Origin of the sequence: Megasphaera sp. SW808 (genome assembly GCF_012027795.1) — a bacterium.
GTDB classification, from domain to species: Bacteria; Bacillota; Negativicutes; order Veillonellales; family Megasphaeraceae; genus Megasphaera; species Megasphaera stantonii.
In genome coordinates this window covers 51944-67533 of record NZ_SJOT01000008.1, presented here as the reverse complement: position 1 = coordinate 67533, position 15590 = coordinate 51944, and the positions used below count along the sequence as shown (strand labels likewise).

The following is a 15590-nucleotide window of genomic DNA, read 5'->3' as shown; positions in this document are numbered from 1 at the left end:
ATTCTGTTGCGAATATATCCCCTCAAAATATATTTATGGTATAATAAGGATGTTATTTAAAAACGAAGGAGGGTATTCGTTCATGGACAGACAAGAAGCGCTGCAGCTGCTGCGCAAATATAACGGCGAGCCGTTTCATATTATGCATGCCCTGACGGTGGAAGGCGTCATGCGCTGGTATGCCAGGGAACTCGGCTACGGCGACGAAGAAGATTTTTGGGGCTTAGTCGGCTTGCTGCACGATATTGATTTTGAAAAATATCCCGAGCAGCACTGCAAAAAAGCGCCGGAGCTCTTGAAGGAAATCGACGCCGACGACAGATTCATCCACGCCGTCGTATGTCACGGCGGATGCGGCCTGTGCGTAGACGACGTGCCGGAGCATGAAATGGAAAAGGTATTGTTCGCGTCCGACGAATTGACCGGCCTCATTTGGGCCGCCGCCAAGATGCGGCCGTCTAAGAGTACCCAGGACATGGAAGTCAAGAGCCTGAAGAAAAAATTCAAGGACAAGAGCTTTGCCGCCGGCTGTTCCCGCGACGTCATCAAGATGGGCGCGGAACTGTTGGGATGGGAGCTTCCCGACTTGTTTGAAAAGACGATTTTAGCTATGCGCTCCTGCGAAGAATCAGTGCGTAGCGAATGCTTCGCGCTGACCGGCGTAAGAGAATAATAAACCAATCATTATATAATGAATTATGAGGAGGAATGAATCATGAAAAAAGCAATCGCGACGGCCCTCATGGCCGCTATGATGACCGTAGGCACAGTAGGCGCGTCCTTCGCCGCCGGCCTGGGCACCATCGACATGGCCGCCTTGCTGCAGAAGCATCCGAACTATCCGAAGGCTATGGCTCAGTGGCGCAGCGACGTAGAAAAGGCCCAGAAGGATTTCCAGGATCAGGTAAAGAAGGAAAAAGACCCGAAGGCCCAGCAGGAATTGGCGCAGAAGTTCAACGTCCAGCTGAACAAGCAGCGTATCGAGCTGTTCACGCCGCTGGAAAAGGATATTCTGGAAAAAACGAAGGCTGTTAAGCAGGAAAAAGGCTTGGATTACGTCGTATTGAACGGCTCCGTCGTAGACGGGCAGGCGCAGGATATTACGAACGACGTCGCCGCCAAATTGAAATAAGAATACGAGCAGGAAAATCGGCTGAAAGCGCTTCAGCCGATTTTTTTAGTCCTGTGTTTCGTAAAGGCAGGCAAAACGCGGCAATCCGGCAGAGGGAAGAATCTGCCGGATTGCCGCGTGTCATAATGTTAGATGGAGAGTTTATGGATTATCAATTATTTACGACGGAACAAGCCTCCGGAAATGACCAGTTTCTGGATTTCGTTTGTGCCTTCGTAAATTTGGGTGATTTTTGCGTCGCGCATCATGCGTTCTACATGATATTCGTGCATGTAGCCGTTGCCGCCGAGCATCTGGACGCATTCCGTCGTGACCTTCATGGCGACGTCGGTGCAGGTGAGCTTTGCTACGGCTGCGGCTGTCGTGAAGGGTTTGCCTTCTTCTTTCAGGCAGGCCGCCTTGTAGAGGACGAGCTTGGCCTTTTCGATGTCGGCGTAGAGCTCGGCCATTTTGAATGCCAGGTACTGCTGCTTGAACAGGGGCTTGCCGAACTGTTCCCGTTCCTGGAGGTATTTGACGGCGATGTCAAAGGCTCCTTCGGCGATGCCGAGAGCCTGGGCGCCGACGCCGATGCGGCCGCCGTCAAGGGTTTTCATGGCCAGTTTAAAACCTTCGCCTGGTTTAGCGATCATGCGGTCTGCCGATACGCGGACGTTGGAGAGGACCATTTCAGAAACCTGGGCGGAACGGATGCCCATCTTATTTTCTACCTTGCCGACATGGAAGCCTTCCATGCCCTTTTCGACGACGAAGGCGCACATGCTCTTCGTGCCGACAGACGGGTCGGTTAGGGCGTAGATGACGGTGTAGTCAGCCAGGGGGCCGTTGGTATTGAAAATCTTCGTGCCGTTGAGGATGTAGTCATCGCCGTCCTTCGTGGCAATGGTCTTCTGTCCTGCCGCGTCGGAACCGGCCGATGCTTCGGTGAGGCCGAAGGAGCCGATGGCCTTGCCGCTGGCGATAGGAGAGAGGAAGCGTTTTTTCTGTTCGTCCGTAGCGGAGGAATACATGACGCTGCCGCCGTATAAGGACGTATTGACGGAAAAACCGATACCGAAGGAGGAATCGACTTTAGAAACTTCTTCGACGGCTAAGATATACGGGAGGTAGCCTACGTCTGTGCCGCCGAATTCTTTCGGATAGCAGAGGCCGAACATTCCCATGGCGCCGAATTCCTTAAAGGCTTCTACGGGGAATACCTGCTGTTCATCCCGTTCGAGTACGCCGGGAGCTAAGCGCTGGGCCGTAAATTCGCGAACCTGATCGACGATTTGCTGCTGTTGTTCTGTCAAATTGAAATTCATAGTGCGTCCACTCCTTCTGGTAACGGTAATATATTTAAAATTAAAATATAAGCGGATTTGTTATGTCCCTGGTTCGGGAGCTTTTACTGCGGAGATTTTTTAGATGACGACATTTTGGTTGGCTAAGATGCCGCTGAGGAATTTTTCATACTCCGTTTCTTTGCTTACTTTTGTGTTGACAGGAGTCAGGCTCTTAGAAGTAAATTTGCGGATGAGTTTGCATGTGTTTTTTTGTTCAAACGAAAACTTTGTCATAATGGAGTCACTCCTTTGGTAGATGAATTAAATTATACTTTGTGGAAATAATTCGTAATAAGAATTATTATGGTCACATAATATCACAGGAAAAACAGAAGGTCAAGAAATTTGACTAAATTGCATAGAAAATAATTTGTAATACGAAATATTAATAATAAAAAAATACCGCTATCCATGAATCGTCCATGAGATAACGGTATTCGATATGACGTGTTACATGTCGTGCTGGTGGATGATGCGTTTGATATAGCCGATAAATTCCTCTCGTTCCTGCGGCGAAAAATCACGAAGGACCAAATCGTTCAGTTCGTCTATCGTTTTCATCACCGGTTCTTTTAAAGCCATGCCTTCCTTTGTTGCCTTGACTGTAATGCTGCGGCGGTTATTGGGATTGAGGACGCGGTCGATGAGGCCGCGCTTCTGCATCCGGTCCAATACGCCGGAAATCGTAGAGTTTTCTACGCGGAGGATCGTAGCGATTTCCTTCGGCGACAAGGTTTCATCCTTCCAAAGACAGGCCAATACTCCGTATTGCCCCGGAGTGATGCCGTATTTGGACAAACTTTCGGAAAAGGTGAGAAATACTTCATGCTGGGCTACAGTAAGTAGAAAATTAATGCAGTTCACATACTCCACGGTGACGCTTCCTTTCTGTGTTTTATTTCGTATTCCTAACTAATGTATAGTTTACCATATTTTATGCTTCCTTACTATAACAAATGGGGAATTTGTGAAAAAATTATCAGACTATAAAGGGCTGAGTAAAAAATTATCCCCATTTGCTGTCGGGCCTGTAAATTTGTAGCATTTCTTTCCAAGATGACGTATAATTAGGACAACATACATCTTGCCGCGGTAAAGGAGATTGTAAGCGGATATACTATGAGACAAAAAAAGATTTTTGGATTCGATTATACCGACAACGAGTACGTGAAGCTGTTCATGTACTTGCTCGTCGGCGGTTCGGCGGCCTTGTTTGAATGGGCTATGTTTTACGTGCTGTTTCAGACGCTGAGGGGACTGAGCGTATTTGCCTATGAGACGCAGGCTGTCCTGACGGCGACGGCGACGGCCTTCGCCTTGTCTACTTTATATCATTATATATTATGCAACCGCTTCGTCTTTGACAGCGGCAGCCGCTACAAGAAAGGGGCGGAAATTTCCCTGGTGTTCTTGGTCAGCGCCATTGGACTGGGATGGAACCTGCTGCTCATGTGGCTGTTTACATCGCCGTCTCTCCTGGGGCTGCCTCCCATGGTTTCCAAAATCATGGCCAGCGCCATTGTAACGGTGTGGAACTACGTATCGCGCAAGAAGTGGATATTTTCATAAAAAAGGGGCGAGGGATTATGGAACGAAACGAACGAGTCATGGAACTGCTGCGGCAGATGATCGCTATCGACAGCGAGACCGATACGGACAAGGAACGGGATATGGAACGATACCTGCAGAAAACCCTGTCGGAGATGGAACACGTGACGAGCGGCATGATTCACATTCCCGACGACGTGCACGACCGCTCCGTCGTGTACGGCTTTGTGCAGGGACGCAAAAAGGACACGGTGATCTTCTTAAATCATCACGACGTCGTCGGCGTAGACCCGTACGGCATCCTGCGCGACGAGGCCTTTTCTCCCGACGTGCTGCTGGACGACTTGCTGAAATATGAAACGAACGAAGAGGTACTTCATGATTTGCAGAGCGGCCAATGGCTCGTCGGCCGCGGCTCCTGCGACATGAAAGGAGGCGCGGCGGCCCAGCTGGCCGTCTTTGAAGCCTATGCGGCCCATCCGGGCGACGCCAGCCTGCTGTACATTTCCCTGCCCGACGAGGAATCCTATTCGGCGGGGATGCGGGCCGCCGTCACCGTCCTGAAAGAGCTGCGCGCGTCTTACGGCTTGACGTACCGGGTACTGGTCAACAGCGAGCCGAATGAAATGGCCGACGGCAAGCTCGTGTCGTATACGGGTTCCGTAGGCAAGCTCCTGCCCGTCGTCGTCGTGCAGGGGAAATCGGTTCATATCGGAAACTACCGGCAGGGCGTGAATCCCATCGGCGTCATGTCTCAGATCATCGCCGAAACGGAGGGCGACATGTCCCTGGCCGATTCGTGGGGCGAGGAATCGACGCCGCCGCCGGCGTGGATTTACCTCCGCGACCGCAAGGAGCATTACGACGTGTCGCTGCCTCAGCGGGCCGCGGCCTGCGCTAATTTCATGACCTATCAGAAGACGCCGGAAGACGTCATGTACCTGCTGATGAATGCGGCCCGTCACGCCGTAGAAAAGATGCTGAGCCGCGTCGATTCTTCCCAGTCGATGGAAGTCATCAGCGGGGCGGAGCTGCTCAAGCGGGCTTCGGCCTATCCGGGTTTCGACGTATTCTACGAAACCGTCAAAAACAACTGCTTTGTGGCACTGCAGAAGGGAGAAAGCACCTACGCCCAGGAAACGATACGCCTTATCGAAGAAACCATCAATTTTACGGGCATGACGGAGCCCCTCGTAGTCATCGCCTTCGTACCGCCTTATTATCCGGCGGCGGACAGCACCATGCTGCAGGACGAACGGTTCGACGGCTTGCTGCGGGAAATCGGCGGGATGACGGATATTACCTTCAAACACTATTTCAACGGCATATCGGACTGCAGCTACTGCTGCGTCGCCCCTGATTTGAACGAATATATACTGGAAGACAACCTGCTCCTGTGGGGCAAGGCCTACAGCTTCGACTTCTCGGCCATGGCGGAGATGCAGGTGCCCTTCATCCTCCTGGGCCCGTGGGGAAAGGATCTGCACGAACGGACGGAACGCGTCCACATCGGCAGCGTGTCGAAGGAACTGCCGGCGATGTTGGATGCGATTATAGAATACGTAGGAAACACGGCGGAATAAGGCGCTGTGTTTCTGACGGAACGCGGCGAAAAAGTTGCGAATTATTCTTGCTTATATAGGGTAAAACAGGCCTTTCCTCTTGCCAAAAGGCCTGTTTTACGCTATAATAACATAGCTAACTTAATAAAAGTATTGGTGCGTGGTAATCCGCCGGGGCTTGTGCAATGGAAACCTATGAACCTTGTCAGGTCCGAGAGGAAGCAGCAATAAGTAGTCATTTTCATGTGCCACGAGGAAACCTGGCGGGTTATCATACACGAATACTTTTTGGTTGGTAGAAGCAGCGGTTAGCTGCTTTTTTTCATATCTGGAGAGGACGAGACATGGCATATATCGCATTATACCGTAAGTGGCGGCCCAAAAGCTTTGAAGACGTCGTCGGTCAGTCCCATATTACGGAAACGCTGCAAAAAGCTATCGATACGGATAAAGTGGCGCATGCCTACTTATTTTCCGGCCCCAGGGGGACGGGCAAGACCAGTACGGCTAAAATCTTCGCCCGGGCCATGAACTGCGTCCACGGCCCGACGTCTCACCCCTGCAACGAATGCGAAATATGCCGTCATATCCTGAGCGGCGAGTCGATGGACGTCGTGGAAATCGACGCTGCATCCAACCGCAGCATCGAGGACATCCGGACGCTGCGGGAAACGATCAAATTTATGCCTGCTGAAGGACATAAGAAGATATATATTATCGACGAAGTGCACATGCTGACGACGGAAGCCTTCAACGCCCTGCTGAAAACGCTGGAAGAGCCGCCGTCCCACGTCATCTTTATTTTGGCGACGACGGAGCCGGAACGGATTCCCATGACGATATTGTCGCGGTGCCAGCGGTATGAATTCCGCCGCATTACCAGCGCCGACATCGCCGCCCGGCTGATGTACGTGGCAGAGCAGGAGCATATCGGCCTGACGAAGGGGGCCGCCCATATTCTGGCTGTCCAGGCTGACGGCGGCATGCGCGACGCCTTGAGCATGCTGGACCAGTGCGTTGGCAACGCCGACGGGCAGATCGACGAGAGCCTCGTTCGGGATTTGCTGGGACTCATCGGCAGGGACTGGCTGTTTTCCCTGTCTGACGCCGTGTTTCAGGGGCGGGGAAGCGTCGTCATCAAAGCGGTAGACGATGTGATCCGCATGGGCAAGGAGCCGCAGATCATCCTGACGGAGCTGGTGGAACACCTGCGGGCTATCATGCTGTACCAGGCCGATCCCCATACGGATACGCTGGCTGCTTACGCCGATTCGCTGCCCCAGCTGGCAACGCAGGCCGAGAGCGTAGCGGCGGAGCAGGTCTTCGCCGTATTGAACGTCCTGCAGCAGGCCATGCTGACGGCGAAGAATTCACCTGTGCCGCGGGTTGCCGTGGAAATGGGGCTCCTCATGGCCAGCCGGCCTATGCCTGCGGCAGGAGCCGTTTCGCCAGTGGGGCAGAGCGCTGTTATCCCCGACAGGATATTGGACCGCTTGCTGAAGCTGGAGCAGGCCGTCTTTCACGGCGGCGTTATTTCTGGAAAGGGCGAGTCGGCGAAGAAAAAGGAATATATTCCCTTGCCGGAAGAAGACGGCATGCCCGGCGTCATGGACGAAGAATCCGTGCCCTTTCCCGACGACGAATATACAGCGCCGCCGCAGGAACCGGCTGCGCCTTCGACCCAAGAGAGCTTGCAGCCTAAGATGGCCGACAGGGCTGCTGTTTCTGAGCCGGAACGGCGGCAGGAACGGCCGCAGCCCCCTGCGCCGGCGGCAGCACAGACTGCAGCGCCTTCTCCTTCCGGCGCGTCTTCCGTCGTGCCGTCGGCGGAATACCAGCGGGTTTGGCAGCAGGTGTGCGATATTCTGGGCAAGAAGCTGAAAAAGCCCGGCGTACAGTCCTGCGTCCGGACAGGCCGCGTCCTTTATATCGGCGGAGGCGAGGCTGCCGTAGCGTATAAGACGCCCTTCCTCGTCAAGCGGGCCAATCGGGAAGATTATTTCCGCTTTGTCGACGAGGCGCTGGAAATGGTTCTCGGAAGCTCTTACCACATGAAGGGCTTTCTGGAAGGCTCGCCCGACGTGGCCGAATACGAAAAAAAAAATGCTGAATCAGGTATAACCAGTCGTCCTGCAGAAGAACAGCCTCTTCCGAAAGAGGAGGCGCAGCCCGAAGCGGCCGCCGGCGTTTCCGCCGAGGCTTCCCATCCGCAGCCGCCTGCTTCGGAAGAACCGCCGTCTTTGCGGCCGGTACTGCCGGAAGAGATGACCGCCGCGGACCGGGCTTTGCTGGAACCGTTGCTCAAAACGGTAGGAGACTGTAATATATACATAGAAGATAAACCATAATTTCAAAATCAGGAGGAATTACAAATGTTTGGTGGAAATATGCAAGGCATGATGAAGAAAGTACAGAAGATGCAGAAGGAAATGAAGAAGCTTCAGGACGATTTGAAAAAACGCACTGTAGAAGCGACGGTCGGCGGCGGCGTGCTGACCTTGGTCATGAACGGCGAAAAGAACGTCGAAAGCGTTCATATCGACCCCAGCATTATCGACCCGGAAGATTCGGAAATGCTGGAAGACCTCATCGTAGCGGCTGTCAACGAAGCCAATAAGAAGGTCGACGAAATGATGGCTCAGGAAATGAGCAAGATTACCGGCGGCATGCACTTGCCGGGGATGTTCTGATGGATACGCCTTTAGACCGGCTGACGGAGCAGTTTCGCCGCCTGCCGGGCATCGGCATCAAGACGGCCCGCAAGCTGGCCTATTACATGGTCCAGCAGCCGCAGGAGCAGGTCGACGCGTTTATCAGCGCGGTCCGCAATGCAAAGGAGACTATGTGCTTCTGCTCGGTCTGCTTTAATTTAGCCTCTCAGGATCCCTGCCCGATTTGCAGCGACGAGACGCGGGACCGCTCGACGATCTGCGTCGTCGAAACGCCGCAGGACGTCATGGCTATCGAGCGCAGCGGCGATTATCGCGGACTGTATCACGTGCTACACGGCGCTCTGTCGCCTCTGGACGGCGTCGGCGTCGACGATTTGCGCATCAAGGAGCTGCTGCAGCGCCTGAGCGATACGGACGTCAAGGAAATCATCATCGCCACGGATCCCGACGTAGAAGGCGAAGCGACGGCCTTGTACCTGGCCCGCCTCCTGAAGACGGCGGGGATCAAGGTGACGCGCATCGCCAGAGGCCTGCCCATGGGCGGCGACATCGAGTACGCCGACGAGGCGACCCTGGCCGGCGCCGTGGCGAACCGTCAGGAAATGTGAGGTAGGAACTGATGGACCTTATGTGGATTGCTATAGGCGTCGCAGCCTTATTTTTGCTGAATAAGCTGATTCTGGCTCCGTTCCGCAAGCTCGTGGTCAATATTGCCGTAGGCTTGCTCGCCTTATATCTCATTAACTCTTACGGATATATGATTGGATTGGAAGCCGTGCCTATTACGATTGTGACCGGCATTATCATCGGCATTCTCGGACTGCCCGGCGTAGTGCTGGTAACGCTGTATTATACAATGTTTTAATATAAATGGAGATGGCCTGCAGTGAATGTAAAAAAATGGATCGCCATAGCCCTTGCCGCCGCGATGACGGCCGCCGTGCTTTCGGGCTGCGGCAGCAGCGTTTCAACGGAAACGGAGACCGTTTCCAAGACGGAACATCCCGTCGCCCTGACGCTGGACGCGAATATTACGGCCCTTCATATGACGACGATCGTACCTAAGCTTTCCGGTAAAATCGTATCGGCTCCGCTGGCAAAGGGGCAGGAAATACAATCCGGCGAAATCGTCGTCCAAATCGATACGGCTCCGTATGAGCAGAGCGTCAGCGCGGCCGAATCGGAGCTGATTGCGGCGACGTCTGCCGCGGCTGCGGCACCGGCGTATGCGCCCTCGGCCGGCGACAGCCAGCGCCGGGTGGAACTGAAAGCCTGGTACGACATGGGAGCCTTATCCCGCGTCGAATACAATCAAATGATGTCGCAGACGGCGGCTCCTCAGGTCAGCGCTCCTTCCGTAGACAGCGGGCGCATCGCCCAGCTGCAGCAAAATCTGCAGGCTGCCCGCGATATGCTGAGCAATGCTACAATCTATTCGCCGATTAACGGGCGCATTACGGCCGTGGCGGAAAATCCGTCTGTGGCCGTAGCCGGCAACGTGCTGGCTACGATTCAGCAGATGACGCCGCTGGTAGCGACCTTCGCCGTGCCGGAGATGTATGTGCAGGCCCTGCAGGCCGCTAAGCAGGCCGGTACGCTGCAAGTATCGGTCATCGCGCCGTCGGGCGAATCGCAGGCCGGCGAGCTGACCTACCTGGCGACGGAGAAAGACCCGTCTACAGGGGCGTATACGGCGAAAATAACCTTTAACAATGACAAGGATTTGTTTGTACCCGGCGAATTTTATCATATCCGCATATCTACGCCGCAGGAGGTGTCGCAGATTACCGTGCCGAAGACGGCTGTGCGGACCAAGGACAGCGGCGATTTCGTTTATATCGTCAATGAAAGCGGACTGGCCGACGCCCGGTCTGTTTTGACCGGCGACGAAGAAGAAGGCCGCGTCGTCATTTTAGACGGACTGAAAGAAGGGGACAAAATCATCGTCGATCCGCCCGATTCGTTGGAAATCGGCATGAAAGTGAATTCGTAAGCCTAAGGGGGAGCAGGTGAGGCGCAATGAAGGAAGAAGGAATGGAACGACACAATAGCTTATTGAAGTCGCTCGAAAAAAGTTTAGACGTTCTCGATATCTTTGTCGAGTGCAATACGGGGATGAATTTGAAGGATATCGCCGCCCGCACAAATTTGAACACGTCCACGGCTTTTCGTATCGTCAACACGCTGGAACGCCGTCAGTATTTGACTCGCGACGACGTGTCGAAGCAGTACCGGCTGGGACCGAGAGCGCTGGCCTTGGGATACTCTTCCCACTGGACGGAAAACGTCATGACGCTGGTTAAGCCCTATCTGCGGCGGCTCCAGCAGATGTTCAACGAAACGGCCAGCGTATACATCGCCGAAGGGGACAGCCGCATTTGTCTGGATCACGTGGAAAGCACCCATTCGCTGCGCCGGGTCATTCCCATAGGCGAGTCTCTTCCGCTGTATAAAGGCGCTGCCGGCAAGGTGCTGCTGGCCTGGGCTCCCAAGGAAGAACGAAACCGCATGATCGTCCAGTACGGCCATTTGTCTGAAGAGGAGTTTGCCTCTATCCGGCACAACGGCTACGCCATTACGCAGGATGAAAGCGAGCACGGCCTCTTTGCCTTGTCGGTGCCGATCTTTAATTTCGAAGAACAGGTCATCGCCTCGCTGACTATTGCCGGGCCGACGATGCGGTTTTACGATTCTATCCGGCAGAAAATGCTCTTTACCATGAGCCAGTACGCCTATGAAATTTCGTATTCCTTAGGATACAGGAAAAAATGACGGCCTATACGATTTGGACTAAAGAAGAATATCAGGAGCGGGCCAGCGTCGTAGCGCCGAAGCTGCTGGGCCAGTATTTAATTCACTGCACGGCAGATACGACCTATATCGGCCGCATCGTGGAAACGGAGGCCTACGGCGGTTCGTACCGCCGCATGGCTGACGACGGAGCCCACAGCTTCCGCGGGCTGACGAAGCGGACCGAGCCCATGTTTTGCGCCGGCGGCGTTTCTTACGTATATCTCATCTACGGGATGTATCACTGCGTGAATATTGTTACCGGACCGGAAGGCTCGGGACAGGCCGTCCTCATACGGGCCGTCGAGCCTGTAGCCGGTATAGAACATATGTTGGAAAACCGCCGCATGCAGACCGTAAAGCCGGCTGTCAGCAACGGTCCGGGCAAGCTGTGCCGAGCCATGGATATTACGCTGGCTCAAAACCGATTGGATTTGTGCGGCTCCGAGCTGTATATCGCCCGTCCTGCAGAGCAGCCGCGGTTTGCCATCGTGCGCACGACGCGGATCAACATCGACTACGCCGTCAAGGGAAAACAATTTCCCTGGCGTTTTTATATAAAAGATAATCCATACGTTTCTATACGATAAGAATAGATAGGGGGAATTACTATTATTTCGTTCAGAGAATTCCGATTGGAAGACAAGCAAATTATTGATGACTATTTTCGTCAACAAAGATATGAGCAGGCTGACGCGTCCTTTATGAACCTCTTTGCCTGGCAGTACCCGTATGAAATCCAGTGGGCGGAGGAAGACAACGTATTGTACATCCGCTCCGGCCGCGGCAAGAAGCAGTTCTGGCTGCCTCCCTTTACCCGCCATGACGGTAGCTTTACGAAGGGTATCCTGCGCATGCACGAATGGTTCGACCAGCACGGCTATCCCTTCCTCATGAAGGGCGTTACGCCGGAAGCGGCGGAACGCATCCGTGCTCTTTGTCCGGACTGCTACAACTTCACGCCGGACCGGGACAATTACGAATACGTCTACTTGACGCAGAACCTCATCAATCTGTCCGGCAAAAAATACCGGCAGAAAAAGAATAACCTCAACCATTTCCGCAATCAGTATATCGGCAACTGGGAATACGTTCCCATTACGGAAGAAATCTTCGACGAATGCCTCGCGGCAGAAGAAAATTGGTACGATAAGCACGAAGGCTTTGAAGACGACGAAGAGCTCCAGGGCGAACGCCAGGCCATTGAAACGGTGTTCAACAACTGGGGCATTCTCCAGCCGACAGGCGGCGCTATCCGCATGTACAACAAAATCGTAGCCTTTTCTATCGGCGAAATGCTGAACGACGACACGGCTATCATCCACTACGAAAAGAGCGATCCGACGATTCGCGGCTTGTACCAGGCTATTAACCATGAATTTGTAGTCCACGCCTGGAGCCATACGACGTATATCAACCGGGAGGAAGATATGGGCCTGCCGGGACTGCGCCAATCCAAAGAATCGTATAATCCTGTGCGGTATATTGAAAAATTTGAAGTTACCTTGAAGGAGCCGGGAAAATGGACTTCCGATTAGCGAAAGAAGAAGACAGAGATCTTGTAGAAAGCTTATGGGCCTATTGCTTCGAGCCGCGGGAACATCCCTTTTTTCAGTGGTATTTTTCGAAGTTTTATCGGCCGGAACAGGTGCTCATGGGATTTAAGGACGGCGAAATGGCCTGTCTTACCCATTTAAATCCCTATACGCTGCGCCTGCGGGGACGAGACGTGCCGACGTCGTATATTGTCGGCCTGGCGACCCATCCGGCTGCCAGGAGAAGCGGCGTAGGACGGATGCTGCTGACGGCCGCCCTGAAGGAAATGAAGCGCCGCGGCCATTACGTCCACATCCTCATGCCGTCGAAGGCGGGATTTTACCAGCCCTATGGCTATGAATTGTACTGCCACCAGTGGAAGGAAACGATGCCGCTGGAATCGCTGCGGCCGCTGACAGATCGGACGGTTCGTTTTGCCTTCGTCAACAGCGCCGACCAGTGGCCCTATTTGGCTTCTGTATACGAGGCTTATACGAAACACCTGTCTGGCTACGCCGTCCGCAATGAAGCGTCGTGGCGCAGCCACATTGAGGCCCAGCTGGCCGAAGGATATATTGCCGTCGTATTCCATGATGATACGCCGATTGCTTATATGTTTTATCAAATCGGCGAGGGAACGATTACGAGCGGTGAATTTGTCTACGCTACCCTGCAGGGAAAGCGGGGCTTATTAGAATACGTCTACAACCACCGCTCTCAAGGCAAAGAATTTCAATGGAACGAAGGAATTCACGATCAGTCCTACCGGTTCTATCCCGACGGCAAGCAGGGCCATGAAACGATGCCCTTCATGACTTGCCGTATTGTCGACGTCAAAGGCGCGCTGGAGCAAATTCCCTATCCGGAACAGGCTGAAGGCAGCCTTGTCATCCAAACAGAGGATCCCTTGGCCGACTGGAATACCGGCACGTTCCGTCTGACCGTTCGGCAGGGACGCGGCTCCGTAGAACGGACGGAGCAGGAGAAGCCGGACGCCGTCATGCCTGTCGGTACCCTAGCGCTGCTGGTCTTCGGCGCGATGGACCCAGCGGACCTAGCATTCAATGAAAAACTATCCGGCAGCGACAAAGCCTTGCAAACCTTAGGAACGTTTTTCCCGACAGAAAAATGCTACATTAACGAATGGTATTAAACGATAAGTACGTGCGAATGGCAAGCATCGGATAGATACCAGGGAGATTCGCACTCAAAAGAGCAATATATTGTCAAAATAGATCGCGATTTTCAGCAAATCAGCTGGATAAAGTCGTGTCAGATTCTATATATGCTGCGTTTTGGAGTAATATATACCAAATGTAGCTGTCACCCTCCGTGTGAGGGTGTGGATTGAAATTTTGAGGGCGTCCCGGTAAGACTGGCCGAGGTCGGTCACCCTCCGTGTGAGGGTGTGGATTGAAATTTTTTCCAGCCGTTTTATCAGACCGTTCAGCGTATGTCACCCTCCGTGTGAGGGTGTGGATTGAAATTAAAATACCCGTTATCAATTTTAATCCGCAGGAAGTCACCCTCCGTGTGAGGGTGTGGATTGAAATTTTTATGACAACGGCCTGGAACGCCGATGTTTGAGTCACCCTCCGTGTGAGGGTGTGGATTGAAATCCTTAGTTTCCATGAAGAAACCTCTACGAAAACGGTCACCCTCCGTGTGAGGGTGTGGATTGAAATCCCATGCGCCACTGGTATCCGGCGTGGATCAGGGGTCACCCTCCGTGTGAGGGTGTGGATTGAAATCGCCATTTTTTGATTTATACGCACTTACCATTTTGCGTCACCCTCCGTGTGAGGGTGTGGATTGAAATGTCATATGCGATGTAGTTTTCCATGGTATCGTCAGTCACCCTCCGTGTGAGGGTGTGGATTGAAATCTCTATCCCAAGCTCAAGAAGTTCATGCACTTCTTGGTCACCCTCCGTGTGAGGGTGTGGATTGAAATTATACAGTGAATCACCTTATCGCCCCTAATCCAGAGTCACCCTCCGTGTGAGGGTGTGGATTGAAATGTCCGACGGCTGTTAAGGTGCAAGCGGATGTTATCGTCACCCTCCGTGTGAGGGTGTGGATTGAAATCGCTATACCTTGGCGGATATGACCCTGAACGACAAGTCACCCTCCGTGTGAGGGTGTGGATTGAAATTGTCGTGATATTTCCTGACCGCGTAATCTGAATATGTCACCCTCCGTGTGAGGGTGTGGATTGAAATTTGAATCAACTGCGGAATCAACGTCTGCGTGTAGAGTCACCCTCCGTGTGAGGGTGTGGATTGAAATCCTGTTACGGTGGGCCGATGGTTCAACAAAGGGAGGTCACCCTCCGTGTGAGGGTGTGGATTGAAATGGCAAAATGTCAAGTAAGCGAGGAAAAAGACCATGTCACCCTCCGTGTGAGGGTGTGGATTGAAATACATACTGCCAGTGGTTCTGTTACATCTACTGGCGTCACCCTCCGTGTGAGGGTGTGGATTGAAATTTTCTGGTCATCCGTATTAGATTATTGGCAAGCAAGTCACCCTCCGTGTGAGGGTGTGGATTGAAATCATCTGTTACTGTTTCGTTAATTGTATTTGGCATGTCACCCTCCGTGTGAGGGTGTGGATTGAAATAAATTACAACTGCAAAATGAAAAATCTAAAGATAGTCACCCTCCGTGTGAGGGTGTGGATTGAAATTCGTGATATATTCAATGCAGGCCGCCGTCATGTGGTCACCCTCCGTGTGAGGGTGTGGATTGAAATCAAACAGGTACGACTGATATGCCGCCGGATTATAGTCACCCTCCGTGTGAGGGTGTGGATTGAAATCGTACAATCAGGTCTAGTTTTACGGCGCTGTCGTGTCACCCTCCGTGTGAGGGTGTGGATTGAAATCAGAAGTGAAGGGCTATTAATTACCACGTTAGAAGGGTCACCCTCCGTGTGAGGGTGTGGATTGAAATTGGAAGACTCGCTGAACATTTAGGAGGACGCCACGGTCACCCTCCGTGTGAGGGTGTGGATTGAAATCGATAC

General features: G+C 53.0%; 16 protein-coding genes, 1 other RNA gene and 1 CRISPR repeat array (1 of these 18 cut by a window edge). Of the genes, 14 read left to right on the top strand and 3 right to left on the bottom strand.

The genetic code is table 11. From position 1 onward, the window contains the following. Window positions 1-82 precede the first annotated feature (82 nt). Window positions 83-673, top strand: a complete 591-nt coding sequence (locus E0L13_RS04820; RefSeq protein WP_168060716.1) for a hydrolase — start codon at window positions 83-85, stop codon at window positions 671-673. A gap of 42 nt (window positions 674-715) precedes the next feature. Continuing rightward, a complete protein-coding gene (locus E0L13_RS04815) occupies window positions 716-1132 on the top strand; it encodes an OmpH family outer membrane protein (protein ID WP_168060714.1) in 417 nt (138 codons plus the stop codon). A gap of 155 nt (window positions 1133-1287) precedes the next feature. On the opposite strand, the gene E0L13_RS04810 is transcribed toward E0L13_RS04815, so the two are convergent. From E0L13_RS04810 to E0L13_RS04800, 3 genes are all read right to left on the bottom strand, one after another. Beyond that, entirely contained in the window at window positions 1288-2436 is a 1149-nt protein-coding gene (locus E0L13_RS04810) for an acyl-CoA dehydrogenase family protein (RefSeq protein ID WP_087477803.1), read from the bottom strand. 99 nt (window positions 2437-2535) lie between these two features. Next, window positions 2536-2691 carry a hypothetical protein gene (locus tag E0L13_RS04805; RefSeq protein WP_157949722.1) on the bottom strand — a complete coding sequence of 52 codons (156 nt, stop codon included), beginning with the start codon at window positions 2689-2691 and terminating at the stop codon, window positions 2536-2538. A gap of 216 nt (window positions 2692-2907) precedes the next feature. Then, a complete protein-coding gene (locus tag E0L13_RS04800) occupies window positions 2908-3330 on the bottom strand; it encodes a MarR family transcriptional regulator (RefSeq protein ID WP_087477804.1) in 423 nt (140 codons plus the stop codon). Window positions 3331-3576: 246 nt separating this feature from the next. Between E0L13_RS04800 and E0L13_RS04795 the strand changes: the two genes are divergently transcribed. The 12 genes from E0L13_RS04795 (at window position 3577) to E0L13_RS04745 (ending at window position 13718) form a co-directional block, all read left to right on the top strand. After that, window positions 3577-4026, top strand: a complete 450-nt coding sequence (locus tag E0L13_RS04795; RefSeq protein ID WP_168060712.1) for a GtrA family protein — start codon at window positions 3577-3579, stop codon at window positions 4024-4026. Between the two features lie 17 nt (window positions 4027-4043). Further along, window positions 4044-5588 (top strand): M20/M25/M40 family metallo-hydrolase, encoded by a 1545-nt coding sequence (locus E0L13_RS04790; RefSeq protein ID WP_168060709.1) that lies wholly within the window; start codon window positions 4044-4046, stop codon window positions 5586-5588. A 48-nt stretch (window positions 5589-5636) separates the two neighbouring features. After that, window positions 5637-5871: signal recognition particle sRNA large type (ffs, locus tag E0L13_RS04785), an RNA gene on the top strand. A gap of 40 nt (window positions 5872-5911) precedes the next feature. Next, window positions 5912-7915: a DNA polymerase III subunit gamma/tau gene (dnaX, locus tag E0L13_RS04780; protein WP_168060707.1), complete on the top strand. Its 2004-nt coding sequence runs from the start codon at window positions 5912-5914 to the stop codon at window positions 7913-7915. Window positions 7916-7939: 24 nt separating this feature from the next. Further along, window positions 7940-8257 carry a YbaB/EbfC family nucleoid-associated protein gene (locus tag E0L13_RS04775; RefSeq protein WP_087477809.1) on the top strand — a complete coding sequence of 106 codons (318 nt, stop codon included), beginning with the start codon at window positions 7940-7942 and terminating at the stop codon, window positions 8255-8257. Then, window positions 8257-8847 (top strand): recombination mediator RecR, encoded by a 591-nt coding sequence (recR, locus tag E0L13_RS04770; protein WP_168060705.1) that lies wholly within the window; start codon window positions 8257-8259, stop codon window positions 8845-8847. Before E0L13_RS04775 ends, recR begins: the two co-directional genes overlap by 1 nt. A gap of 20 nt (window positions 8848-8867) precedes the next feature. Next, window positions 8868-9104: a pro-sigmaK processing inhibitor BofA family protein gene (locus E0L13_RS04765; RefSeq protein ID WP_240924660.1), complete on the top strand. Its 237-nt coding sequence runs from the start codon at window positions 8868-8870 to the stop codon at window positions 9102-9104. 21 nt (window positions 9105-9125) lie between these two features. Then, entirely contained in the window at window positions 9126-10232 is a 1107-nt protein-coding gene (locus E0L13_RS04760; protein WP_168060703.1) for an efflux RND transporter periplasmic adaptor subunit, read from the top strand. Window positions 10233-10258: 26 nt separating this feature from the next. Further along, window positions 10259-11011 carry an IclR family transcriptional regulator gene (locus E0L13_RS04755; RefSeq protein WP_168060701.1) on the top strand — a complete coding sequence of 251 codons (753 nt, stop codon included), beginning with the start codon at window positions 10259-10261 and terminating at the stop codon, window positions 11009-11011. Then, entirely contained in the window at window positions 11008-11619 is a 612-nt protein-coding gene (locus tag E0L13_RS11775) for a DNA-3-methyladenine glycosylase (RefSeq protein WP_206081524.1), read from the top strand. Before E0L13_RS04755 ends, E0L13_RS11775 begins: the two co-directional genes overlap by 4 nt. A 45-nt stretch (window positions 11620-11664) precedes the next feature. After that, a complete protein-coding gene (locus E0L13_RS11770; protein ID WP_206081523.1) occupies window positions 11665-12567 on the top strand; it encodes a phosphatidylglycerol lysyltransferase domain-containing protein in 903 nt (300 codons plus the stop codon). Further along, window positions 12552-13718: a GNAT family N-acetyltransferase gene (locus E0L13_RS04745; RefSeq protein WP_168060699.1), complete on the top strand. Its 1167-nt coding sequence runs from the start codon at window positions 12552-12554 to the stop codon at window positions 13716-13718. Before E0L13_RS11770 ends, E0L13_RS04745 begins: the two co-directional genes overlap by 16 nt. A 169-nt stretch (window positions 13719-13887) precedes the next feature. After that, window positions 13888-15590: a CRISPR direct-repeat array (repeat unit 32 nt; unit sequence GTCACCCTCCGTGTGAGGGTGTGGATTGAAAT) (it continues 2063 nt past the right edge of the window).